This is a genomic window from Simiduia agarivorans SA1 = DSM 21679, assembly GCF_000305785.2.
Taxonomy (GTDB): domain Bacteria; phylum Pseudomonadota; class Gammaproteobacteria; order Pseudomonadales; family Cellvibrionaceae; genus Simiduia; species Simiduia agarivorans.
Window position 1 is genome coordinate 583,926 of sequence record NC_018868.3, and the last position, 25,368, is coordinate 609,293.

Annotated in this window: 22 protein-coding genes and 1 tRNA gene; 19 read left to right on the top strand and 4 right to left on the bottom strand. The window is 44.8% G+C overall.

Going from position 1 to position 25,368, the window contains the following annotated elements; genetic code table 11:
• The first annotated feature begins 25 nt into the window (after nt 1-25).
• The 18 genes from M5M_RS02630 (at nt 26) to M5M_RS02715 (ending at nt 20,350) form a co-directional block, all read left to right on the top strand.
• Nucleotides 26-1,159 carry a hypothetical protein gene (locus M5M_RS02630; protein ID WP_015045917.1) on the top strand — a complete coding sequence of 378 codons (1,134 nt, stop codon included), beginning with the start codon at nt 26-28 and terminating at the stop codon, nt 1,157-1,159.
• Between the two features lie 2 nt (nt 1,160-1,161).
• Entirely contained in the window at nt 1,162-2,430 is a 1,269-nt protein-coding gene (locus M5M_RS19280; protein WP_015045918.1) for an FkbM family methyltransferase, read from the top strand.
• Between the two features lie 69 nt (nt 2,431-2,499).
• Nucleotides 2,500-3,717 carry an exostosin domain-containing protein gene (locus M5M_RS02640; RefSeq protein WP_024330260.1) on the top strand — a complete coding sequence of 406 codons (1,218 nt, stop codon included), beginning with the start codon at nt 2,500-2,502 and terminating at the stop codon, nt 3,715-3,717.
• On the top strand, nt 3,714-4,739 hold the full coding sequence (locus tag M5M_RS02645) for a hypothetical protein (RefSeq protein ID WP_015045920.1): 1,026 nt from the start codon (nt 3,714-3,716) through the stop codon (nt 4,737-4,739). Before M5M_RS02640 ends, M5M_RS02645 begins: the two co-directional genes overlap by 4 nt.
• A 12-nt stretch (nt 4,740-4,751) precedes the next feature.
• Nucleotides 4,752-5,753 carry a GSCFA domain-containing protein gene (locus M5M_RS02650; protein WP_016389182.1) on the top strand — a complete coding sequence of 334 codons (1,002 nt, stop codon included), beginning with the start codon at nt 4,752-4,754 and terminating at the stop codon, nt 5,751-5,753.
• Entirely contained in the window at nt 5,731-6,768 is a 1,038-nt protein-coding gene (locus M5M_RS02655; RefSeq protein ID WP_144062370.1) for a hypothetical protein, read from the top strand. The genes M5M_RS02650 and M5M_RS02655 overlap by 23 nt, the downstream gene beginning before the upstream one ends.
• A gap of 67 nt (nt 6,769-6,835) precedes the next feature.
• Nucleotides 6,836-7,951 carry a GDP-mannose 4,6-dehydratase gene (gene gmd, locus M5M_RS02660; RefSeq protein WP_015045923.1) on the top strand — a complete coding sequence of 372 codons (1,116 nt, stop codon included), beginning with the start codon at nt 6,836-6,838 and terminating at the stop codon, nt 7,949-7,951.
• 55 nt (nt 7,952-8,006) lie between these two features.
• On the top strand, nt 8,007-8,966 hold the full coding sequence (fcl, locus tag M5M_RS02665) for a GDP-L-fucose synthase (protein ID WP_016389183.1): 960 nt from the start codon (nt 8,007-8,009) through the stop codon (nt 8,964-8,966).
• Between the two features lie 5 nt (nt 8,967-8,971).
• Nucleotides 8,972-9,427, top strand: a complete 456-nt coding sequence (locus M5M_RS02670; RefSeq protein ID WP_015045925.1) for a GDP-mannose mannosyl hydrolase — start codon at nt 8,972-8,974, stop codon at nt 9,425-9,427.
• Nucleotide 9,428: 1 nt separating this feature from the next.
• Entirely contained in the window at nt 9,429-10,838 is a 1,410-nt protein-coding gene (locus M5M_RS02675; RefSeq protein WP_015045926.1) for a mannose-1-phosphate guanylyltransferase/mannose-6-phosphate isomerase, read from the top strand.
• A 12-nt stretch (nt 10,839-10,850) separates the two neighbouring features.
• Complete coding sequence (locus tag M5M_RS02680; RefSeq protein WP_015045927.1) at nt 10,851-11,738, top strand: hypothetical protein; 888 nt, start codon at nt 10,851-10,853, stop codon at nt 11,736-11,738.
• A 128-nt stretch (nt 11,739-11,866) separates the two neighbouring features.
• Entirely contained in the window at nt 11,867-12,760 is an 894-nt protein-coding gene (locus tag M5M_RS02685; protein WP_015045928.1) for a glycosyltransferase family 10 domain-containing protein, read from the top strand.
• Nucleotides 12,761-12,807: 47 nt separating this feature from the next.
• A complete protein-coding gene (locus M5M_RS02690) occupies nt 12,808-13,974 on the top strand; it encodes a nucleotide sugar dehydrogenase (protein WP_015045929.1) in 1,167 nt (388 codons plus the stop codon).
• A gap of 126 nt (nt 13,975-14,100) precedes the next feature.
• Nucleotides 14,101-15,114 carry a dTDP-glucose 4,6-dehydratase gene (rfbB, locus tag M5M_RS02695; RefSeq protein WP_015045930.1) on the top strand — a complete coding sequence of 338 codons (1,014 nt, stop codon included), beginning with the start codon at nt 14,101-14,103 and terminating at the stop codon, nt 15,112-15,114.
• A gap of 1 nt (nt 15,115) precedes the next feature.
• A complete protein-coding gene (rfbA, locus tag M5M_RS02700) occupies nt 15,116-15,988 on the top strand; it encodes a glucose-1-phosphate thymidylyltransferase RfbA (RefSeq protein WP_015045931.1) in 873 nt (290 codons plus the stop codon).
• Between the two features lie 11 nt (nt 15,989-15,999).
• Nucleotides 16,000-16,548, top strand: coding sequence for a dTDP-4-dehydrorhamnose 3,5-epimerase (gene rfbC / locus M5M_RS02705; RefSeq protein WP_015045932.1), 549 nt, complete (start codon nt 16,000-16,002; stop codon nt 16,546-16,548).
• On the top strand, nt 16,520-19,390 hold the full coding sequence (locus M5M_RS19285; RefSeq protein WP_144062371.1) for a glycosyltransferase: 2,871 nt from the start codon (nt 16,520-16,522) through the stop codon (nt 19,388-19,390). Before rfbC ends, M5M_RS19285 begins: the two co-directional genes overlap by 29 nt.
• A gap of 12 nt (nt 19,391-19,402) precedes the next feature.
• The gene (locus M5M_RS02715) at nt 19,403-20,350 is read left to right on the top strand and encodes a sulfotransferase family 2 domain-containing protein (RefSeq protein ID WP_081640091.1); all 948 of its coding nucleotides are present in this window, start codon (nt 19,403-19,405) and stop codon (nt 20,348-20,350) included.
• A 23-nt stretch (nt 20,351-20,373) separates the two neighbouring features.
• Here M5M_RS02715 and M5M_RS02720 read toward each other — a convergent pair whose 3' ends face one another.
• From M5M_RS02720 to M5M_RS02730, 3 genes are read right to left on the bottom strand one after another with little or no spacing between them, the layout of a single operon-like run.
• On the bottom strand, nt 20,374-22,326 hold the full coding sequence (locus M5M_RS02720; RefSeq protein WP_081640092.1) for a polysaccharide biosynthesis protein: 1,953 nt from the start codon (nt 22,324-22,326) through the stop codon (nt 20,374-20,376).
• Entirely contained in the window at nt 22,280-23,293 is a 1,014-nt protein-coding gene (locus M5M_RS02725) for an MraY family glycosyltransferase (RefSeq protein ID WP_015045936.1), read from the bottom strand. Before M5M_RS02725 ends, M5M_RS02720 begins: the two co-directional genes overlap by 47 nt.
• The gene (locus M5M_RS02730) at nt 23,287-24,225 is read right to left on the bottom strand and encodes an NAD-dependent epimerase/dehydratase family protein (protein ID WP_015045937.1); all 939 of its coding nucleotides are present in this window, start codon (nt 24,223-24,225) and stop codon (nt 23,287-23,289) included. The genes M5M_RS02725 and M5M_RS02730 overlap by 7 nt, the downstream gene beginning before the upstream one ends.
• Before the next feature lie 154 nt (nt 24,226-24,379).
• Here M5M_RS02730 and M5M_RS02735 point away from each other — a divergent pair, with 154 nt between their 5' ends.
• Nucleotides 24,380-24,820 carry an REP-associated tyrosine transposase gene (locus M5M_RS02735; protein WP_015045938.1) on the top strand — a complete coding sequence of 147 codons (441 nt, stop codon included), beginning with the start codon at nt 24,380-24,382 and terminating at the stop codon, nt 24,818-24,820.
• Nucleotides 24,821-25,129: 309 nt separating this feature from the next.
• Here M5M_RS02735 and M5M_RS02740 read toward each other — a convergent pair.
• Nucleotides 25,130-25,206: transfer RNA gene (locus M5M_RS02740), tRNA-Val, on the bottom strand.
• Nucleotides 25,207-25,368: the final 162 nt, after the last annotated feature.

The following is a 25,368-nucleotide window of genomic DNA, read 5'->3' on the forward strand; positions in this document are numbered from 1 at the left end:
TGTGTATTTCGTTTGGGAGGGAACAATGACCCGGAAAGTTAATTTGGTTCTTTGGATAGGTTCTGGATCCGTAACACGAGACGATGTATGCATCGAAGCTTCAGAGTCAATTTTACTTGTTGACTCGAATGAGGCTTTTTGTAATACGCTCACCAAACGATTCGGAAACGAGGAGCGCGTAAAGGTTCTCCATGCATTAGTTGGTTTCGATGACAGAGAGTGTGATTGGTATGAATATAATTTGAGCCAACTTAGCAGCACATCACCTGCGACCAGTAAGTTATTACAGCTCTACCCAGGTTTAAAGCTAGTGCAAACGAAAAAAGTCTCTGCGTTGCCGATTAGGCGTTTGCTGGAGATTGAGGGTATAGGTAGTGGAAATAACAGGCTAGTTTTAGATTTTATTTCTGGAAGTTGTGAAGTATTGGAGTCTTTGTTCGACGCACCAAAAGTTAGGTTCTCCGAGATCTATGTGCTTAGTGCGCGCAGCAATGTTTACGAGACGATGCAAACCGGAGAAGAACTAGAAGGCTTAATGATGAGGAACGGTTACGAACTTATCGGTTGCATCAGCAAAGATCCAGATTTTCCTCTCTATAAGTTTAAGTCGAGCGCACTTTGGACTCGATTGCAGAATGCCGAGGAACGATACAGTACTTTCTTAACGGAAGCTCAGTTAAAATCCAATGAGTATGAAAAGGAAATAGATTACTTAAGGTTGACAATTTCTAATCTTTCAGAAGAAAAAAAAGATTATGAAAAAAAACTAGAAAGGACAACATCAGATTTAGAGAAGTCCAGAACTGTCACCAGAAGCGAAATGGAAAGACTAGAAAGCGAAGCTAAAAATGCGCGGGATGCTGCGGAAGAATTTCAGGCTAAGTGTAAAGAGCTGGCGAAGGAGCTTGAAAACAAGGTAAGTCTGTTGAGCGAGCATTCAAAATGGAACTCAGGGTTAAAGTCTGAAATTAAATCACTTAACGAAAAGTTAAGTAAATCACAAGCAAATTCCGAATTGCTCGAGTCTAGACTTGAGGAAGTAAATGCTAAAGTCGAGGAAAAAAACTATCGGAACAGCAAGCTTGAGCTTGAAATAGCAAGTTTAGAAGGGCAAGTTGACTTTATCAAAGATTTAATAATTCGCGAAAAGGTTTTTTAATCATGCCTGAAGGTGAATTTTTCCAAGAATTGGCTTCCATTGTGGATGCTGAAGAGAACGTCCTGAGTCAAGCGAAAGCCTATTGGCTGTTTGGTAAATGGGAAGAGCTCGTCAAAATGTCCGCATTAGATTTGCTAGGCTGTCAGGACGGTGCGGCGATTAGTGTATTGATAGGTTCCGCTTACTTTCATTTGTTGGACTGTAATAACGGTCAGCGCTACTTTCGTCAGGGGCTAGCGTTAAACGCAAATAAAACAATGGTGGCTAGAATACTGGTCTCAGGATTGTATAACTCATTGGGTCGAATTTCAGCACTGAGGGAGGATCGAGACTCTTCTAAAGACTACTTTAAATTGGCAGTTGACGTTGGTATACGTAATGCTGAGCTGGTCTCCCATTCTAGGGCTGTAAGTGAGCTGTCTGCACTTGGGCTTCTACCGCAAGCATCAGAATTAGTAGCCGGTAAGTTGAAGGAGGTAAAAAGAGGTGATCAAAAATCTAAAGACCTTCAAGCTCATCTCTTAGTGCTTGAAAGTGAGATATCTCTGCTGAATCATGAACTTAGTTTAAGTTATACGAAAGGACAGTTATACAACACGGATTCTAACGAAAGTTCTTCGATCTATAGCTTAGGATCTGATGAGTGCATTCGTGATTTGCAGAAAAAGTCGCCGTCTCAACTTGGGCAAGACCTATGGGTATTGGAGAGAACAAACTATAAGCGCAATGGCTATTTTGTAGAGTTTGGCGCAACTGACGGTGTACTGCTAAGCAATACATTCTTGCTCGAAAAGGAGTTCTCTTGGTCGGGACTTTGCTCCGAACCAAATCCAAAGTTTTTCAGCAAGTTAAAATCTAACCGAAACTGTGAAGTATCCGACGCCTGCATAAGCGCAACTACCGGCGAGTTGGTCGAGTTTGTGTTTGCGGATGAGTTTGGCGGATTCAGTAAGTATGCTAGCCAGGACGGGCACTCGGATAAAAGGTCTGCTTACCAAAAAGTCAATGGTCTAGTAGAGATTGAGACCATTAGTTTAAATGATTGGCTGGTAGAGCATAATGCTCCAAAAAACATAGATTATATGAGTGTCGACACAGAAGGGAGCGAGTATGAAATACTCTCTAGTTTTCCTTTTGAAGAATGGAACATTCAATTGATCACCGTCGAGCACAACTTTACTCCGCGGAGAGATGATATTTTCAAATTGTTAACTACTCATGGCTATAAAAGAGTAGAGGCGAAGTTTGATGATTGGTATTACAAGAGTTGATCATATTTTAAGTTGAGCTTATAAAATTCAGAATTATACGGTATGACGAAATGTTTTGTGGGTTTGAAAATGACTAATAGTGGTATAAGAATCGTTGGTGTCGACCATAGCTGGCAGTACCCAGCCATTACTGAGTACCACGCATTTAAGAAAGTTCGCGAACTTTGTCCTGCTCGCAATGGAGTAGTTTACTTCGCGTTTCCATGGGCTACCTTGATCGATCGAATAGATAAAGGGGCTAAGGATAAAGACGAGCTTTTAGAGGAGCTCTATTCTTTCAAGGAAGAACTTGCAAAGTTTGATGTTGTGATTTCTGTTTGCCAACATATTAGGATGCTAAAGCATCTATACCTGTTTAAAGATGTAGGTATAACCACTGTATTTTGGAGTCACGCAACTATTTCATCTCTATCTCCTGCCGTAGACGAAGGCGTTGACATATTGCCATTTCCGCTGTATCCAACTCAGGTTGCGTATGAAACCCCTGCCTGGGAGGAAAAAAAGTATCTATTTTCCTTTGTCGGTGCGAGGGCAAATAAATGGTACTTGACGGAATCTAGAAATATTATTATCGATTGCCTGTCGGATTCTAAAGGCGGATTAGTTATAGGTCGTGATTCATGGCACTATAACAATGTTGTTTATAAAACCCAGATTAAAGGTGAAGAACAAACTAAAGAGGAGATTGAGCAGGAGAAAAATAGGAGTGAGGAATATTTACAGGTCATGCTAGATACTAAGTATGCATTGTGTCCTTCAGGAAGTGGGCCAAACTCTATTAGGCTTTGGGAGTGCGTAGAAATGGGGGTGGTGCCTGTTATACTTGCAGACGATTACAAAGTGCCAGGCGACATATCACTCTGGAAGTCAGCGGCATTTTTTATAGGTGAAGATAAGGCCAGCATTGAGCAGTTGCCTGAAACACTTGCAAAGTCTGATAGCAAGGACCTCTATGAAGACAAGCTAAATGCTTTGAGGCTCTTGAAGTTCAAATATGGTCGATCTTCATTTATTACAGATATAATTTCTTTCGTCCTGGAAATTCCTGCACCATTGGGCGATTCTGCCTACGCACTTCTGGCATCTAAAGTGACCGGTAGAAGCGCTGCAGATCTTCATTTTATGCTAATCAGCTTAGTCTCTTACTACTTTAATCATAGTCAGCCTATTGAACAGGGTTTGGGTGTTTTAACGCGCATGGGCTTCTCGCTTCCCGACGGAGTTTACGACTTAGAAACCTTGACGAATTATTTAAAGAGCAATGAGAACTCTGAGGTATTGTCGTGAAAAAAGTTTATTTGATCGGAAAGCATTCAGTAAGGACCCCCTTCTTCTATAAATGTTACCTGCCGCATTTTGCGAACTATGGATATGAGGTTGTCTCGAATGCCTCTTCTGTCGACTATTTAGTGCTAGGATTTAAAACTGATTTCTATTCTTGCGCTGACAAAATCTCTCAAGTTTTAGATGATAACCCAAATGCGAAAATTGTTGTTTTAAGTGAGGAGCCACTTTGGGATTCATTGTGGTCAGATGGTTTCAGTAGTTCTACATGGAACATTACTATTTCTGGAAAAGAGTTTCATTATTACAACATAAACCACTTCACTAGCGACGCTTTTGAATATATTAATATCCCATATTTTATTACTACTGAGGATAAATATTTTCTTCAGTATTGTATGGCATTTAGAAGGAACGCAGCATTAAAGGAGCGTGAAATTATTGAGTCCTGGTCACGCGCAACATCGGTTTTTGCGTCGATTGCAGAAAAAAGATTGGATGATAAATATAACAAGTCATTTCCTGAATTAAATTGCTTTGCGCAAAGTGTTTATAGGTCTAAATTGTCCGAAAAGCTATTTAACCGTAGTGGATTTTTTATTCAGGGTAAAGGTTGGCACTCCGATTTGCCAAGGCAGAAGCTGCATGATTGGCACGCAGATAAGCTGCAAAAACTTACGGGAAATGTAAGGTACGTTAGCGCCATAGAAAATACTGCTGCACCGTTCTATTGTACTGAAAAGCTATTCGACGCCTATGCAGTTCTAGGTGTACCTGTTGTGACAGAAAAACAATTTGAATTGTCGTTGGTCGATATAAGTCGTGACTCCATGCTAATTACATCTGGTGTAGATGTCGATACGGATATCTCTCGTATAAATCGGAAAGTAGAGGACTCAGTATCAGCGCTAAGCTACAAAAATCAAATAGAAAAGTATTCGGACTACTTTTCTAAAGTCGAAAACCTACATGTCGCTAGAGATTATTTTGCAAAACGCTTTTCAAGTGCTATATCAGAACTCTAAATAGGAATAATTATGAATAGTAAGCAAGCCTTGCAGGTGGCATTTAAGAATCGAGCAAAAAGATGGGTCCCTGTGGTTGAAAAGGAAAAAAACAATCCATTAGTCGCAATGAATCGATTTAAAACAGGCGAATATTTTTTTGTTGATTCCAGTCCTAGCTTTAAAATTGGGAGTGATAGTTCTGTCTATACTGTAGGTTCTTGCTTTGCAAGAAACGTAGAAAGATCTTTATTGGAGTGCGGCGTCGATCTAATAGGGCAAGATTTCTCAATTGATTCCAATTATCTACTAGAGTCGGTTGGCTTTATGGGTAATCAAGTGAATAACCGTTCTGCGCTTAACAAATACAGTACATTTTCAATCTGCGAAGAGTTTGAGCGCGTACTCCTACACAAAGAAGTCCTAGATTCTGGCTTTATTAGGATATCTGAGGATGGATGGATCGACCCTCAGTTGGCAAGCGTTCTAAGGCCCTTGCCATTCTCTGAACTGCTAAAGGTTCGACAATCTGTTGACTCATTAGTTGGAGAAGTAGTTAAGGCCGATGTTATATTTATAACGTTAGGGCTAAACGAAGTTTGGTTTGATAATCATACTAAAACCTATCTTAACTCGAGCCCACCACCTAGCTTGCTCCGTTCAGATGACTCAAGATTTACGTTCGCCGCACCGGACATTATAGAAGTGTACGAAAAACTTTCGAGCACTGTGGATCTTATATCAAGAATGTCTGAAAAAGACCCGAAATTCGTGGTTACTGTCAGCCCCGTTCCTATGTCGACCACCTGGACTTCTAGTGATGTCGTTGTGGCGAACACGATATCGAAATCATCCCTCCGTGTCTGTGCGGAAAAGCTAACTAATGATTTTGGTAACGTAGATTACTTTCCAAGTTTTGAAATGGTTTTGAACTCACCCAGAGCATTAGCGTGGGGAGATGACGAGCTACATGTTCGACCGCAGATGGTAGATTTTGTAATAGGAAATTTCGTTGAGCGATATGTTGACCAGTAAAAAGAGAAAAGTGCTTATTTATGGCTTCAGTGTAACTGCAGAAAGTCCCGGCTATGTTGGTCCGCTAATTAAGTTGCTATCCGATTTTGATTTGGTCAAGGTTGGAAATGGCGGAATTCAGCCACACCACGCACTATTTTACATAGTAGACGAGATCAAGAAGCATGCTCCCGATGAGTTAATTCTCGAATTCTCAACTGCTGCGTTTAGAAGTTTCTACGATAAAAACGAGTATAAGAAAATACTATTCTTTATTTGTAGCGCAGCAATCAAGCTTGGTGTTCGGCCGCATATTCTCGACCTTCCTAGGTCGGATGTTTCCTACGACAACGATTGGGTGCTGAATTTTCATAGATGTTTATCGCAACAATATGGTATCGGCTGGGTAGACGTTTGCACTGAGTCTTTCCGTAGTGGAGCTATCTCTGGATACTTAAGAGATGGTATCCATACTAATGAATTGGGGGCCAATTATTATTCAAGTGTGCTTTCTGAATATTTTTTAGATTCTATCGCGACGAATGCTTCAAGCCTGCCAGTTTCGCCAATCTCCAACTTTGGTGCCGATATGCTGGACTGTGCTCGCGCAGTTTCTTTGGCCAGTTTGGCTGAGAATTCTAGTTTAGAGTATTTTGAGCGATCAGGATTTGAAGGAACGTTTTTGCCAATAGATGTGGGCCAGGAAATTCGCGTGTCATTCTCAGAGACCCTGAACGTCAAGGGAGTGTCATTCTTGATGGGCCCTCTCACATCATCATTTCATCTGGATTTTGGTGGATGCACAAGATCAGTGAACGCTTACGATAGGTTTTGTTACTATACACGTTTTAGTGTTCAATGCTTCGATAATCTAAGTGCAGCAAGTGTCATAATTCGTTCAGATGAAAATCGATCCGATGTAGTGCTACTGAAGGGGGTTGAAGAATCTCCTGTAAAAAATTATCTCGGGGACATTTTGGTTCTATCCAATCAATATGATGAGATTAAACTACCCAATGATTACTTGGCCGCTTAATAGCGAATCGTTTAAGTTTGCAAACGTTATTTAGGCGTCTGTTAGACATGAATAGGAAGGTAAAAAATTGAAAAAAGCATTAATTACGGGTGTGACTGGTCAAGATGGATCATATCTAGCGGAATTTCTATTAGACAAAGGATATGAAGTGCATGGAATTAAGCGTCGAGCTTCACTCTTTAATACGCAGCGTGTCGATCACATCTATGAGGATCCTCATGTCGATAATCAGCATTTTATCTTGCACTATGGCGATTTGACTGATACCTCTAATTTGGTACGGATTATCCAGCAAATTCAGCCTGATGAAATATACAATCTTGGTGCACAAAGCCACGTTGCGGTCAGCTTTGAAGCACCTGAGTATACTGCTGATGTAGATGCCATGGGTACTCTTCGCATTCTAGAGGCAATTCGTATTTTAGGCCTTGAAAAGAAAACCCGTTTCTATCAAGCGTCTACGTCAGAACTCTACGGATTGGTACAAGAAACGCCACAGAAAGAGACCACCCCGTTCTATCCTCGCTCACCTTATGCAGTAGCAAAAATGTATGCCTACTGGATTACTGTAAACTACAGAGAAGCTTACGGTATGTACGCGTGCAATGGCATTCTGTTCAATCATGAGAGTCCACGTAGAGGCGAGACATTTGTTACTAGAAAGATTACTCGTGGCCTTGCGAATATAGCCCAGGGTTTAGAGGCATGTTTGTATATGGGTAATATGGATGCACTCCGCGACTGGGGTCATGCAAAAGACTACGTTCGCATGCAGTGGATGATGCTACAGCAAGATCAGCCCGAAGATTTCGTTATTGCTACCGGTGTCCAGTATTCTGTTCGTGAATTTATTTCTTGGTCGGCCAAAGAATTGGGGGTAAGCCTTCGGTTCGAGGGTGAGGGCGTCGAAGAGGTTGCAATTGTAGCATCTATTGAGGGTGATAATGCTCCAGCGTTAGCGGTAGGTGACGTTGTTGTAAGAGTTGATCCGCGCTATTTCCGTCCGGCTGAGGTAGAAACTCTTCTTGGCGACCCTGCAAAGGCCAAGGAAAGGCTGGGCTGGGTACCAGAAATAACCACACAGCAAATGTGTGCTGAAATGGTTGCAGAAGATTTGAAAGCAGCTAAACGTCATGCGCTACTGAAACAGCATGGTTTTGAAGTGCCAGTTTCAGTTGAATAGATTTTGACCATATATCCCGGCCTGGCAAGGTCGGGGTTCTACATACGAGATTGATATGAAAAAGATTTATGTTGCCGGGCATAATGGTATGGTTGGTTCTGCCATCGCTCGCCAGCTTGGAAGGCGCACTGATTGCACTGTGATTACTAGATCTCGCAGTGAACTTGATTTAACCAATCAAGCTGCTGTTCTGGAGTTCTTTTCCAAAGAAGGTATTGACGAGGTCTATCTGGCTGCGGCAAAGGTGGGAGGTATTGTAGCAAATAATACATATCCTGCTGACTTCATTTACGAAAATATCATGATTGAGGCAAATATAATAAATGCCGCGCATAGGCACGATGTCCAGCGGCTTCTTTTTCTGGGGTCAAGCTGCATATACCCAAAGCTTGCCGAACAGCCAATGGCGGAGTCGGCGCTGCTGACTGGTAGACTCGAACCGACAAACGAACCCTATGCAATAGCAAAGATTGCAGGTATTAAACTCTGTGAAAGCTATAATCGTCAGTATGGAAGGGACTATCGTAGCGTCATGCCAACGAACTTGTATGGTCCCAATGACAATTTTCATCCGGATAACAGTCATGTGATTCCGGCACTTTTACTTCGTTTTCATGAAGCAAAATTAAATCATTCAGATGAAGTACTCGCTTGGGGTACAGGATCACCATTGCGTGAGTTCCTTCATGTAGATGATATGGCTGACGCAAGTGTGTTTGTAATGGATCTAGACCGAGAGCTCTACTGTAATAATACAGAGCCTATGTTAAGTCATATTAACGTCGGAACCGGCGTTGACTGCACTATAAAGCAGCTAACGGAAACCGTAGCGAAAGTCGTCGGTTTTGAGGGTGAAATACGTTGGGATACGACTAAGCCTGATGGCGCCCCGCGTAAATTGATGCAGGTTGAGCGATTGAACAAGCTCGGCTGGCGTTTCTCTATATCGCTAGAATCTGGCCTTAGAGATACCTACCAATGGTTTCTTGATCATCAGGAAAGTTTTAGAAAGTAGATGTAATGTTTTTAGATAAAGATACATTTTCTGTAGTAGTGGACAGCACCCCCTTGGTATCTATTGATTTTATAATTGAAGATGGGTTGGGGCGTGTGCTACTTGGACAACGAAAGAACCCGCCGGCTAAAGGTTTTTGGTTTGTTCCAGGGGGGAGAATTCAGAAAAATGAATCAATGAGTAATGCATTCTGCAGGCTTGCAAGGCAAGAGCTGGGCGTTGATTCTTCTTTGGCAGATTCGAGGTTTTTGGGTCCTTATGAACACTTTTATTCTGATAGCGTTTTTCGGAATCATATTTCGACGCATTATGTTGCCTTGGCCTATCGTGTAGATACAAAAATCCCCTATAAGCTGCCTGAAGATCAGCATAGTGCTTTTCGCTGGTTTGAAATAGATCAATTGCTTGAGAGTGCAAGCGTGCACCCGCACACCAAAGCCTATTTTATTAGTAAGGATTAATATGATTCTCCCCGTAATTTTGGCTGGTGGTACCGGCACTCGGCTTTGGCCCTTATCCCGTGATCTGATGCCCAAGCAGTATCTAAATCTGGATCGCAAGCAGACGATGCTTCAAGCCACAGTATCTCGATTGGAAAAGATCAACTCGCTACCTCCATTGGTGATTTGTAACGAGGAGCATCGATTTATTGCAGCCGAGCAACTAAGACAGATCGGCTCGTTAGACCACAATATTCTGCTTGAGCCGGCTGGTAAGAATACCGCACCGGCTATTGCCCTGGCTGCGTTTTCGGCGCTTGCAAAGGGTAATGATCCCCTAATGTTGGTTTTGGCAGCTGACCATGTGATTACTGATACCGTTGCATTTAAGAATGCAATTGAAAAAGCCGTAGAACTTGCTAGCGAAAATAAACTTGTCACTTTTGGAATAGTGCCTACAAATCCCGAAACTGGGTACGGATATATACGGCGTGGCGAACCTGTCAGAACGGGGTTTCATGTCGCTGAATTCGTTGAAAAACCAGATAGAGTTACCGCGCTAAAGTATCTGGAGAGTGGAGAGTTCTACTGGAACAGTGGCATGTTTATGTTTAGGGCCAGTCTCTTTCTTTCTGAGTTGAAGAAGCACAGGGCTGATATCTTTCATGCTTGTGAGCTTGCGATGGCAGATGTCGATCCGGATATGGATTTTGTTCGTGTTAATAAAGAAGCATTTATGACTTGCCCGGCAGAGTCTGTCGATTACGCTGTCATGGAAAAAACAAACGCTGCCGTCGTGCTACCGCAGGATATTGGATGGAACGATGTTGGGGCCTGGTCTTCACTATGGGAGATAAGTAAAAAGGACGCCAACTATAATGTGCACCATGGCGATGTACAAGATGTTGAGTGCACCGGTAACTTTGTTTATGCCGAGAATAGTCTTGTTGTTACTCTGGGTCTTCATGATTCGGTGGTGGTACAAACAAAAGATGCTGTATTGGTTGCAGCGAAAGATCAGGTGCAGAATGTTAAGAGCGTAGTTCAGAAGTTAAAGTCTTTAGGTCGTGATGAATATAGAGTGCATCGCGAAGTGTATCGCCCCTGGGGTAAGTATGACTCGATTGATCGAGGTCGACGTTATCAGGTTAAGAGAATTACAGTTAATCCAGGCGAAAAGTTATCAATTCAAATGCATCATCACCGTTCTGAACATTGGATAGTGGTTTCCGGAACCGCAAAGGTAACAATTGATAATCTTGAAAAGCTACTAAGCGAAAATCAATCGATATACATTCCTTTGGGGTCTGTCCACGCGCTTGAGAATCCCGGAAAAATTCCTCTAGAACTAATTGAGGTTCAGTCTGGTGCATATTTAGGCGAGGATGATATTGTTCGATTTTCTGACCGCTATGGCCGCACTCAAAGCTAAAAGTAGTCTGGTATGATTTTTGAGGTTTTATCATGCAGAGAGTATGCAACTGAGACGGAACTTCTTTCACTTGCAAAGTGTAGAGATTACTTACCATTTTCATTTTGTTACAGCTACATCTTTGTCCCTTGGAATGTTTTTCAACTCGGAACGGTAAAAGAGGTGCAGTTGGTTTCGGATGAAATGCGTGAATTGAAAAATACTATTGAAAAGCATTTTTGCACAATGACTGTGTGTGATGTTGACCGCATGGACAATTTGATTGTTGATCACTTAAAAAAGTTTGAGATTAGTGAGGTCTTCCACCCGTGCCTCGGGGGCGAAAATTTACGAAGTAATGCCATTGGCTTTGGGTTGCACCCATTTCCGCTTTCCCCAGACTGCTCGTCAGATTATGAGCGTAGAGCCCAGCTCTTGAAGATTTGGAGGTCAATAAATAGTTGTCTTAACGAAGAAATATCGGTACCTCAAGACGTTGTACTTCCTGGAAATAGGGCGATTTGGAGCCTTTACTCGGAAGCGCTTTCGAATGCCACAAATGACATTCAGTGCAGCCTTTATCGTAAGCAAATATCAATGCTTTACGGCGTTGACGTGCTTGTTACAGATATTTTGAGTGTTGCTTTGAGGGTTAGTGGTGAATTTGCTCGCCGAACTGCTCGCCTTCGTTTTATAGCAAACAAAGTGAATCTACAAAGAGGGCGTATTCCTGAGGATCTAAAAAGATTTTTTTTGGCAGAATGTATTTTAGCTTATTGTCAGATTGAATTGCCCTTTGATTCGTTGCTTAGGGAGATATATTCGGTCAGGCAAGCTCTACAGAAGATCTTTCCGGAAATGCCACAGCATATACGATTGTTGCTACAAGACTGCGTCAGCCAGGGTCTTATCAAAGCATGACTTATAAGCCTAGATGTTATCTATTTGGTGAGCACTCTTGCCGGACTCCATTTAGCTATCCGGCATATAGAGCGCTATTGTCAAGGTATTTTACATACTCGAATAGTAGTGCAAATGCTGATTTTTTTGTGTTGGGTAGCGATTCAGACATCATAAAAAACCCGAGGGAAATCGAAAATGCGTTGGACGTAAATCCAAACCTAAAATTGTTGGTTATTTCAGAGGAGCCTTATTGGGATTTGGTTAACAGTGTCAGCGGTAGCGATAAGACTACAACCATATATAATTTTAGAGTAAATAAAATTAATCACTCTACATCAAATTTGTTTAAGTTCAAAAAGTTACCATATTTTATAACCACAGAAGATCACTACTTTACTAGATTTAGCATTCTATTTGGAGCTCTTGCCAAATTGAAGGCAAACGAACTAAAGAATCTATGGCGTAATGCTGAATATAGGTATGCTTTCATGGCTGAAAAGCGATCTGATTCTAGGTATGACATATCTAACCGGCAGTTAGAGAGTGTCGGGCTTATGTATTATCGCACAAAAATTATGTCAGCATTTTCTGAAGGGAATAATTTGGTTAAAGGTAAAGGTTGGGCAAACCTTGAGCGGCGACAGAGCTTGCCCGATTGGCACCTAGATAAGTTGGCGAGATTAGACAGAAGATGTTTTGTGATATCTGGCTTGGAAAATACTCACCACAAGTACTACGTTTCAGAGAAGATATTTGATGCCTTCTCGTGCGGCGCTGTCCCAGTATATTACGCTTCAGATGAACATTTGGTTTGGAACATTGTTCCCGATCGTGATTCGGTCATTAATGTCTACGGTCTTAGTCCGGCTGATGCTGAGCGAAAAATTAAGAGTTTCTGCATAACAGCAAGTGTTCTGGAAGCATACCAGCAATCCATTCATAGCATGTGTGAAATTTTCAGCTGTCCTGAAAACCTGATTAGAGAAAGGTGCGAATTTGTTGAGAAATTGGTTGTTGAGATTATGGATCAATTGAATTGAGCTCTCTAATATTTATATTTTTTTGAAGCGCGAGAATTATGAAAAAATTGAAAATTGCCGTAGCAGGTACTGGCTACGTAGGACTGTCTAACGCATTGCTTATGTCTCAGCAGAACGATGTTTTCGCGCTAGATGTATGTAAGGATAGGGTTAAGATGCTATCGGAGAGGAGATCTCCAATTGATGATGGAGAAATTATATCTTTTTTGGAAAGGTCAGATCTAAGCTTTAGGTCTACGACGAATAAATTTGAAGCCTACTCCGATGCGGATTTTGTCGTCGTGGCTACGCCTACTGATTATGATCCAGAAACAAATTACTTCAATACTAGCAGTGTGGAATCAGTTATACAGGACGTCTTGAGTATTTGCCCAGCAACTACAATAGTAATTAAGTCAACTGTTCCAGTTGGTTTTACGAAAGATGCCAATCATAGATTTTGCGTCGATAATATTATTTTTTCTCCAGAATTTTTGCGAGAAGGAAAAGCTCTTTACGACAATCTTTACCCTTCAAGAATTGTTGTGGGTGAACGCTCGGAAAGAGCGAAGCAATTTGCATCTCTGTTAAAGCAAGGAGCTCACAAAAAAGATGTTCCTATGCTTTTCACAGACAGCACTGAGGCCGAAGCAATTAAACTGTTCTCCAATACCTATCTTGCAATGCGAGTGGCTTATTTTAATGAGCTCGATAGCTATGCAGAGAGCCACGATCTTGATTCCCGACAAATTATTGAGGGTGTTGGTCTGGATCCTCGTATCGGTAATCACTACAACAACCCGAGCTTTGGTTATGGTGGTTATTGTTTGCCAAAGGATACCAAGCAGCTTTTGGCAAATTATCGGGACGTGCCAAATAACATGATACAGGCGATTGTTGACGCAAACCGAACGCGAAAGGATTTTATTGCCGACGCGATCTTGAAGCGAAAGCCAAAAACAGTTGGGGTCTTCCGTCTGGTTATGAAAAGTGGATCTGATAACTTTCGGGCGTCTGCCATTCAAGGCATTATGAAGCGCATTAAAGCGAAAGGAGTTAATGTTGTAGTTTACGAGCCGGAGCTTCATGAAGAGGAGTTTTTCAACTCACGAGTAGTTACTGATCTTGAGGAATTCAAGCGGCAGTCTGATGTGATCGTAGCCAATCGTGCTTGTGAACTGCTTAAGGATGTAGTAGACAAAGTGTATACGCGAGATCTGTTTGGTAATGACTAGATTGGCTCTTCCAGCTCTTTCCTTGGCGGATTGGTCTGATCTGATTGTACGCTAATGGAAGGTTCGGCGCTCTAACTGTACAATGCGTCGAATCCTTAGTCCCTAAATCCAGGTTTTTGGATGGTTATGAAATTTTTAGTCACTGGTGGCGCCGGATTCATCGGGTCGGCGGTTATTCGACACCTGATTAATGAGTTTGGGCATACCGTAGTTAATGTCGACTGTTTAACTTATGCAGCCAACTTGGATGCCCTTGCAGGTGTTTCCAAATCCGATCGGTACACATTTGTTCAGGAAGATATCTGTAATGCCAAGGCGATGGCGGCAGTTTTTAGCGAACACCAGCCGGATATCGTACTCCACCTAGCCGCAGAGAGTCATGTAGATCGGTCTATTAACAATCCATCGAAGTTTATACATACCAATGTGCTAGGCACTTACACATTGCTGGAGGCTGCCAGGTGCTATTACCAGGTAGCGCCATTATCAAAACAGGCCAGATTTCGATTCTTGCATGTATCAACCGATGAGGTATTTGGTGATCTTGCAGACTCTAATACGCTATTCACTGAAGAGACGCCCTACGCGCCAAGTAGCCCCTATTCGGCAAGCAAAGCGGGTTCAGATCACTTGGTGCGTGCCTGGGGGCGGACGTTTGATCTTCCAATACTGGTTACCAACTGCTCAAATAATTATGGACCGTACCAGTTTGCCGAGAAATTAATGCCTTTGGTCATCTCGCGGGCTCTCGAGGGTAAGCCTTTACCCATCTATGGCGATGGCAAGCAAGTACGTGACTGGTTGTACGTAGAGGATCATGCCATGGCGTTGGTTTTAGTTGCCACTGAGGGCGTTGTCGGCGAAAGCTACAATGTGGGCGGCCACAATGAGATGACCAATATAGACGTCGTAAAGGAGATCTGTCGGCTACTTGAAGAGTTCGCGCCGGACAAACCTTGTGGTGTTGCACGCTATGAAGATTTAATTACCTATGTGACCGATCGGCCTGGTCATGATACGCGCTATGCCATAGATGCTGGTAAGATAGAGCGCGAGCTTGGATGGCGACCACAGGAAACCTTCTCAACGGGCTTACGCAAAACAGTGGCTTGGTATTGCGCGAACCGGGAGCACAAATAGTATGCGCAAAGGCATAGTGTTAGCTGGTGGTAACGGTACGCGGTTGCACCCCATCACGTTAGGCATTTCAAAGCAACAGTTGCCTATCTACGACAAGCCTATGATTTATTATCCAATCTCGGTGCTTATGTTGGCGGGTATCAGGGACATCTTGATCATATCTACCCCTGAAGACTTGCCTGCGTTTCGGAGGCTTCTAGGCACAGGCGAGGAGTTTGGTCTTAGTTTTAGCTATGCCGTTCAGGACTCTCCAGAAGGGCTGGCGCAGGCATTCCTAATCGGAGAGCAATTTATCGGCAATGATTCAGTTTGCCTGGTTCTCGGCGACAATATCTTCCATGGCCAACATTTTACCGGCCAGTTAAAGAAGGCTACTGCAGCCCAGGAAGGCGCGACGGTGTTTGGCTACTATGTCAAGAACCCGGAGCGCTTTGGCGTTGTAGAGATAGATGCGGAGGGCAGGGCGCTTTCTTTGGAGGAGAAACCCGTTCAGCCAAAGTCCCAGCTCGCGGTTACCGGCCTCTACTTTTATGATAATCAGGTGGTGGATATTGCGAAATCTGTTCAGCCTTCAGACCGTGGAGAGCTTGAAATAACCAGCGTAAACTTGGCCTATATGGAGAATTGTCGACTAAATGTAGAAATACTCGGTCGTGGTTTCGCATGGCTCGATACAGGAACTCATGACAGTCTGCTCGAGGCTAGCAGCTATGTTCAGACAATAGAGCATCGTCAGGGGCTAAAAATTGCCTGCCTGGAGGAAATTGCCTGGAACTCTGGTTGGATTTCAGCGGAGATGTTGCAGCGACGCGGCGAGTTTTTTGGAAAAACACAGTATGGGCAGTATTTGCTCGGCCTGCTTGGTCAGGTGTAGGTATCTGCGTCATGGAATTTGAATCACTAGCTATACCAGAGGTCGTAGTGATACGGCCCAAGGTCTATTCAGATGCGCGCGGTTTTTTCATGGAAACCTTTCGTCAGGAACTTTTTGAGCGGTACTGCGGTGCCTATCAATTTGTTCAGGACAACCACAGTAGATCTTCACAAGGGATTCTGCGCGGCCTTCACTATCAATTGGAGCAGCCCCAAGGCAAGCTTGTTCGCGTAACTAAAGGTGAAGTTTTTGATGTGGCGGTTGACCTCCGAAAGTCTTCGCCAACTTTTGGGCATTGGGTAGGCAGGACGCTCAATGAGGACAATAAAGAACTGATGTGGGTGCCTCCTGGGTTTGCCCATGGATTTTATGTGATCAGCGAAACTGCGGATTTTCAGTACAAATGTACAGACTATTATGCGCCGCATGATGAAAAAGTTTTGCTCTGGAGTGACCCTGATTTGGCCATTGATTGGCCTTTGTTATCGGAACATCCTCTAATGTCAGAGAAAGACTTGCAAGGCTCTTTGCTTGAAAACTGTATTACCTATGGATGCTAGAAACCTCCTAACAAACGAAGCCTTACGATCGAAAATAGAATCTATTTTCGACTCTGAGTGGTATCTCGAGGAGTATCCTGACGTTCGAAGAGCTAAAATATCGCCATTCCAGCATTACTTGGAATATGGGCGCGCAGAGGGCCGATTCCCCTGTGCTTTGACCGCAATAGAGCTCGAGAAAAGACTTTGGTCAGCCGCAGATATAGATGCAGTACTACACGCTCTCAAAGAACTCATATCCGAACCAGGGCTGCAAAATGATTTGGCTGCCTGGGTTCTAGCACGTTGGCACGGCAGCTTTGAACGCTGGGTGGAGGTACAAAATTTTACTGAGACTTTGCTATCGAACTCTAGTGCTTTGACATTGTTGGCCCATCATGGGCCCTACCTTTTGGCTTTTGCCGCTGCTTATAGGCTTGGTGATCTCGAACGGGCAGGGGCGATTTTGAGTCTGACAGGTTGGCCTGAGTCAATGGATAAGTATTTGGCCAGGTCTATGCTGGCAGAAGATACTAAAAAGCCTTCATACTTTTCACTGCTTTGGCAAAACAAACTGGCTAATGTTGTCAAAAAAATTGACGCTAACAGCCCGATATCACTTGATAATTTAACTCTTCATGCCCCACCAGCAGAAAAACAACGAAATATTTTTCGAAGCACGTTGGTTACTGTTATTGTTCCACTGTTTAATGCAGAAGCTACTGTGTCCACAGCATTATATTCGCTATCGAGTCAATCCTGGAAATATTTGGAGATTCTTGTTGTTGATGATGCATCAACGGATGCCTCAGTAGATGTTGTTCAGCGGCATATTCAACAAGATCCTCGTATAAGACTAATTCGACATCACACGAATCAGGGCGCGTATGCAGCCAGAAATAGTGCACTGCAAGTGGCGAAGGGTGAATATATTACCACTCACGACGCCGATGATTGGTCCCACCCTCAAAAAATTGAAATGCAGGTAACAGCACTTCTGAAAAGACGACACTACGCAGCAAGCGTTTCACATTGGGTTAGGTGCTCAACGTCGCTGGAATTTGGAAGCTGGCGCGCTGAACCCTCCTGGGTACACAGGAACGTCTCTTCGATTATGGTTAGGCGCAAGGTTCTGCGAAAGATAGGTTACTGGGATTTAGTTTCAGTAAATTCTGACACTGAATACTACTATCGAATAAAAAGATATTTTGGTGAAAACTCAATTATTGAAGTACTGCCTGGCATCCCGCTGTCTTTTGGACGTACCGAATCGACTTCACTGACGCAATCAAAACTTACACATCTTCGAACACAGTATTCAGGCGTACGGAAGACATACCATGACGCCGCCATGGCGTGGCAGGCAGCGACTCCCAAACGCAAGCTTTATGTGCCTGCATTCCCTGACAGGCGGCCGTTCCCTGCCCCTGAATTGATTATCCGGGGAAATGATAATCAAAAGTCCGACAACCGACGATTGCTCGCGGCCGCATCAGGACATTTTGATGCCGAATACTACCTGTTACGTTACCCTGATGTGCAAAAATCCAAGATGGATCCCTTGGTTCATTATGTTAGTTTTGGTGAAGCAGAAGGCCGTGATCCGTCACCTCTTTTTAGTAGTAGCGGTTATTGCTACTTGAAAGAACTCAGCCCGACAGAGTCGCCGCTCATACATGCTATTGAAAATGGGTGGAATTTTAGCAAGCCGGTCGCTTTTAAAGGTGAACTCGACCCTCGCGATGGAGTCACAATCGCGGTATTCGGACATATGGTGTCAGAACAGCAGTTTGGCGGTGAACGTAGCCTTATGGACATGCTGCGGGCTTTGAATGCCCCAGGCATTAACGTCATTCTTTATTTGCCATCCGCTGGCTCAGCAAATTATATCGATGCCGTGAAGCCTTATTGTCACCAGCTGGTGATTCTACCTTTTCGCTGGTGGGTTAAGGGTAGGGCACTAGATGAGAAAATCATCGATTATCTGGTGAAGACGTTCGACGAGCAGCAGATAAGCTTGGTTTACGTCAATACACTGGTTGTCTACGAACCCCTTTTGGCTGCCAAAGCAAGCAACATTACGGGTGTTATGCATGTGCGTGAGCTGCCAGCCGCAGATGAGGCATTATGCAACGTTTTGGGCGCCTCCGCAGAGGATGTGAAGCAGCATGTTCTGGGCCTGGCGGACGGTTTTATCGCCAACTCCCGAAGTGTTGCTGACTGGCTAGGCGAAGCTGCTCGTTGCTCTATCGTACCCAACTGTATCAATCTCACTGAACAGGTCGCACCGCTACCCAATGGTGAGCGTCTCCAGGTTGCCATGTTGAGTAGCAATCTGGCCAAGAAAGGGCTAGACGACTTTATCGAAGTAGCCAAGCGATGCGCACAGTCCGAATTGCCCATAGATTTTCTTCTTTATGGACCTGAGTCAGTCGACCTGAAGGTTCATATGAGCAACAATTCGCTTCCAGATAGCCTGAGCGTATGCGGCTATGTAGCCAACCCCAACATTGCTTTAGCAAAGGCTGATGTCGTCGTGAATTTGTCACACTTTCAGGAATCTTTTGGTCGCTCGGTATTGGAAGCGATGGCCTTTGGTCGTACCGTGATTGTCTACAATTGGGGAGCATTGCCAGAACTAGTCGGTGAGGATGTGGGATTTGTGGTGCCTTACAATCAGCTTGGCGCCGTTGTGGATAAGCTAGCATTGCTTGCTCATGATCGATCTTTGCTGAAGGCGCTTGGCGCAAGTGCAAGGGAAGTTGCTGAGAAAAATTACGGCTTTGAGCATTATTCGAATTTACTCAGGGCATGCCTTTTTAAATACAGTCAACGTACAGTTGCCTGGCAAGTAATGTATTAATCTAGATATAGTATGCATATAGAGAATTCGCGTTTTTTTATACACATTCCAAAAACTGCTGGAACGAGCCTAAGGGTTGCAATGTATAAACAATTTGGCGAACGGAGAATCTGTTCTGACTATGAGCTGAAAGCTCCCGAAACACATAAATTGGTGCGACATTACATATATGAGCAGGCAGACGTTTTTGGCTTGAAAAACCAGCTCGAGCGTGAACGATTCAATGTTTTGGTTGGCCATATGCCATATAGAAAATATAAGGATATTTTCTATGCTGATGCTGTTTTTACCGTTTTGCGAAATCCTTTCGATAGGGTTGTGTCCGAGTTTAAACATTTCAAACGGCATAACGGTTACACAAAAAGCTTGTTGGATTTTGTGAAAGAAAGAAGAAATATTAATGTGCAATATAGATTCTTGCAGGGTTTGCCTTTACACAGTATTGGCTGTATTGGTATTTCTGAGGATTATGACAACTCAATTCGTCTGCTTAACGCAACATACGGATGGAAGCTTCCTGCTTTGGCATTGAATTCGGCACCAGAGATGCAGAGTTTGGAGACGCAAGACAATGGAGAAGCAGTCAGCGCGTTCTATGAATTAAATAAACAAGACGTTTTGCTCTACGAAGAGGCGAAGGTCAATTATACCCTGCGACTATCCTGCTTATCCAGAAATGTGTCCTACACCTGTGGGTCATTCTCTGTTGACGAAAAAGGAGTTGTTAGAGGAGTGGCATTCAGGCCTAACTCTGCGATGCCAATAAAAGTTAAATTGTGTATAGATGGTGAGGAGAAAGAGTCTTCCCTTGCGAAAGATTATTCCGCTCAAGCAAGACTATCGGGATACCCTAGGATGGGTCACGTTTGTTTCACGTTTGGCTATAGGGTCCCTCCCGACCTGATAGATAAGGCTACGGTAGAAGTAGTCGATTCGGGTCAAAATCTTCCAAAAGATTGATGTTAACCTAGTGAACTTGGAAGTTACGAATTGTAATTGCTTATAGGGTAGATGTTCGATGGTAGGCTTTGCTCACTACTAGCAGCGCGCGAATAGCCGGTGATATCAGACATAATCATAGCCTCCAGTATTGGAATGTCTTTTTCCAAAATCGCTTTTTCTAAGGATTCGGTAGCTCTTAGCCCTGCTTCGTTGATAGCTTGAGGCGAAGAGTCAATCCAGATCCGAGGATGCTCTGTGCCGCTGCAATCTTTCGTCAACAGCAACTCCTCGTACAGCTTTTCCCCAGGGCGAAGACCAACAATTTCTATTTTAGGTTGATTGCCCGGTTTTCCATTTCTGGAAGAAGACAGCGCTATCATTTCTTTGGCGATATCTATTATTTTTACAGGCTCCCCCATATCTAGCACGAAGATATTTCCACCGGTACACATGGCGCCAGCTTGAATAACAAGTTGAGCGGCTTCTTGAAGGGTCATAAAGAATCGAGTGACATCCGGATGGGTCACGGTAATTGGACCACCATTGGCTATTTGTTCTCTGAATTTCGGGATAACCGAGCCAGAACTATCCAATACATTGCCAAATCGGACAGCGGAAAAGCAGGTGTGTGTATTATCACTGGATGCCTGAAGCTCTTGGATGATGATTTCAGAAAAACGTTTTGTGGCGCCCATAACGTTTGTAGGTCTTACCGCTTTGTCCGTTGAGATAAGTACAAAGCTTTTCACTCTGTGCTTCATGGCAGCGCGTGCAGTAAGTAATGTGCCATAGGCATTGTTGCGAATACCTTCCCAAATGTTAGCCTCTACCATCGGAACATGCTTGTAGGCGGCTGCGTGGTATACGGTATCAGGCTGATAGCGGGCAATGGTGTCGCCAATGCTTTTTTCGTTGCGAATATCCCCCAATACAATTTCTAGTTTGTTGGAGGCGGGGTGCTTACTGAAACTCTCGCTGAGTTTGTAGAGGTTGTATTCACTGTTATCAAACAGAATCAGTCTAACAGGGCTGAGCGCCAGAACCTGTCGTGATATTTCCGCACCTATAGAGCCTCCAGCTCCGGTAACCAATACTGTCTTATTCTTAACATTACGCGACAGCAATCCAGGAATAGGGTCCACCGGATCGCGACCCAGGACATCTGTTATTTTTACCTCTCTTAGTTCGGTAATGGAGGTTTCACCGTTAATGATTTCTCCTATTTTGGGGATGGTCGCAATTCTTAGTCCAAAAGGAGAAACGGCCTTGAGGATTTTGGCTAGATGGGTTTTATCGTTGTCGCCAAGCGCTAAGAGCAATGTGGTAGGGCGGTAACGTTCTATCAATTTTTCCAGGCGCTTTGGCGAATGGACGTGCAGGCCCCTGATAGTGCTTTTTTGGACAGATTTGTCATCATCTAAAAACGCGACCGGGTTGTATTCTTCGCCCATTTGTAACGCTGCTGCTAAATGACTCCCGGTATTACCAGCACCGTAGATAATAACAGCTTCTTTATTGCCCGGATTTAACCAATGAATCAGGCTTCTGAAGATTATCCTTGGAGCGCCCAGTGTAATAAATGCGATACTGGCATAAATAATGGGAACCGAGCGTGGCATTTTTCCGCCCAGCATAAAACTGGTCGCGGCAAGAACCGTGGCAGAAAGCGCAACGCCTAACGCGATTGTGATGAAGGCTTGGTGCGTCATGTACCGCAGCACAGCGCGATAGAGCCCTAATCTTACAAACACAATAATTGAAGCACATGCCGCGATTGCTAATGCCAGAAGATCGTAATAGGTGTATTCGTAATCCATTTCTCCTATGCGCAATGCCCATGCCGCCAAAAACGACAGATAAATAGCCAGCAGGTCGTAGGCAACGGAAACCGAGCGCTTGAGCCAGCGTGGAGAGCTGAGGAAGGGGTGAATCAACAGTGTCATCCTTTTACTGAATTCCAGTTCCAACACGGATGGTTGGGTTGGCACAATCATCCGGGCATCCGGCCTTATAGATCACGCAAAACAGGCCATGCACAGTTATAGCTCCAGCCAGGTATAAGATCCAGATCTGGCTTTCCGCCCTCATGGCCAGAAACGCCAGCGGCCATTGTACTAGCGCCCCAATAATTAAGTAAGACAGTAAAGGAGCATAATGAGTTCCTTTGCTGAAGGCCATTTTTTGATAGTAGTGGGTACGGTGTGCTTGTGAGATCCGCTGGCCGGTTATAAAACGTACGAATAGTGTGTAGCTTGCGTCGGTAATGAAACCAGCGAGCAAAATTAACCCGCCTATTAGTGTGGTTATATTTTCGGCAATTAATATAAGTATTATGCCGAACACAAGTCCAATAACCGTACTCCCCACATCACCCATGAAGATCCGGGCCGGTGGCCAATTGAAAACCAGGAAGCCAGAGGTGGCTGCACAGCCGGCAATCAAAAGAAGCTGTAGCGGCAGGCTCGGAGACGGTAGGACTAGCAGAGCACCCAAGCAAAACACCAGTGCCTGTGCAGCGGCGAGACCGTCAGTACCGTCCATGAAGTTATAGAGATTAATCAGCCACATCATGGCCAATACAACGCAGGGCCACCACCAGTGGTTGACACCAAGTTCGTAAAGCAGGGGAAGTGTGCTTGATGCGGCGATTGCCTGTACCAGCAAGCGGGTCTGAGCACTTAAGGGAGTCTGGTCGTCCAGCCAGCTGACAAAGGCAAGAAGCGTTATCCCAGCTGCACAAAGCGCATACACAGCGGAATACTGACTGGCGCCTATATAAAGCAATGTGCATAGGAATGCCAACACTATACCGAGACCGCCCCCGGTGGGGGTTGGGGTGTGATGCGAACTACGATGGTTGGGCTGGTCGAGTCTGGCGAGTTTTTTAACGGCATAAGTCACCAGCAAGCTAAGCAAGAAAGTGGCTGCCCCCAATGTCACGGCTTCCAGTGTGGTTAGCATGGCGGAGTGTGCTCCTTTCGTAGGGGTACTTGCTCCTGCTGGGCTGGCGCGGGCTGCCAGCCGGTAAGCTCGTTAGTTTGGGTGGCATCAACTTCTAGGTTGCCGCTCAGTTTACGCGCTGAATTTCGAGCAAGCGGTATATGTTGCAGTATTTTCCATGCCCGCATGGATAGCGAAAACATTTTAAGCGGCACATTGTTGGCGCGAGCCATTTTTTGGATGGCGTCGCTCGTGCTTAAAGGGGCTGGGTCTGCAATCAGCAGCGGAGGGAGCTCAGCCAGGTTTTCTCGACTGATTGCGAGGTAAGTCAGGAATTCGCACAGCAGGTCAATCGATACCCAGTGGCGTTGATTTTGAATCCCGGCCAACGGCAAGGGGATTCCTCGTTTAGCCCACTTCAATAGGCTGGCAAGATTGCCTTTCGGGTTTTTACCCCAGATTAGCGGTGGGCGAACGATGATAAGTTCGACTGCTGTGTCCTTGAAGAATTGCTGCAATTCGTGCTCTGCTGCCAGCTTGGATTTGCCGTAATTATCCTGTGGGTGAGGCGTGGTTGCATAGTCAAATGGCCGCCCTTTAGGCGTGTTTTCGCCAAGCGCTTTGATGCTGCTCAGGTAGATAAAGCGTCGAGCCCCAGCCATCAGCGCTGCCGTTGCTATCTCAAGCGTCAGATCCACGTTGACGGCACAATAGTCTTGCCATGCATTGGCACTTTTTGAGTGGGCTTTTCCGATCAGGTGAATTACCGTGTGGCAACCACTAAGGTGAGCGCGGAGTTGGTTTTTGTCGCGGTAGTCGGTTTGTCTTAGCGTAGCGACACCGTTGTGTCTGCCGGGGCGAACGAGCCCGATAGTGTCGACATGATTGGCTTCAAGCCGTTCTGTTAACGCTTGGCCCACAAAACCATTGGCACCAGTAACCGCCACGCGCATAAGGAAAATAGCCGTAAATCAATAAGTTGGCTTATTGTACTCAAGTTTTTGGGTAGGTATAAGGTGTTGGTGGGAGCGAAATCATGTAGGAGCGGCTTCCCAGCCGCTGACTGATCTAACTGAATAAGCAAAAGCCAGAGAAAGGATGCTCTGTATGAACCACTTTCACACGCAGGATTTGCGTAAAGGCCGACGTTCGACTGTTGGCCAGATTTATCACGTGACAACGACTACCAAAGCCAGAGAGCCGGTGTTTGAGCGCTTTGATTTGGCGCGCGGCGTAGTGCGTAGTTTGCGGTTTGCTGATGAGCTGGGATGGGTGAGCTCTTTAGCGTTTGTTGTGATGCCGGACCATTTGCATTGGTTGTTCGAGTTGCTGGGGGACAGGTCTTTGCCGGATGTTGTTAAAGGGGTTAAGCAGTACAGCAGCAGGTTTGCCGGAGTCAGTATCTGGCAGTCCGGATTTCATGATCGGGCATTGCGACGCGAGGATGATATCCTTGAGGCCGCCCGGTATATTGTTGCCAATCCAATGCGTGCTGGTTTGGTTGAGAGGATTGGGGATTATCCACATTGGGATGCGGTGTGGGTTTGATTGTTCGCGGCTAGGAAACCGCCCTCGCTACTGGTGGCACTATTGTAGGAGCGGCTTCCTAGCCGCGAATTCCAGATCAGTGCCACACCCTTCGCGGCTGGGAAGCCGCTCCTACAAAAAAGCCAACCTGATCGGCTGACCTCCGGATGGCCGGACCCTTTATTTGGGACACTGGTAGGACTACCCGGATGCGCTCCCGATGGTCGCCCCGATGGCGGTCCCGCGCTACGCGTCGAACCTGCGGTTCGGTGGCTGCGCCACTCCATAAAAAAGGCCAACCCGATCGGCTGGCCTTTTTTATGGAAATCCTGGTAGGACTACCCGGATTCGAACCGGGGACCTCTACCATGTCAAGGTAGCGCTCTAACCAACTGAGCTATAGTCCTGAAGAGGCGCGTACTCTACCACAGGTTTTCGGTAAATCAATAGGTTATGAGGTTTCTAGTAGGCGGCAACTAGTCGCCAGGAACTCATGGCTTGCAGCTTCCCCGCCATTCCTTATAATCCACGGTCCCACCGGCGGTAAGCCGCCAGACATACACGTGGCC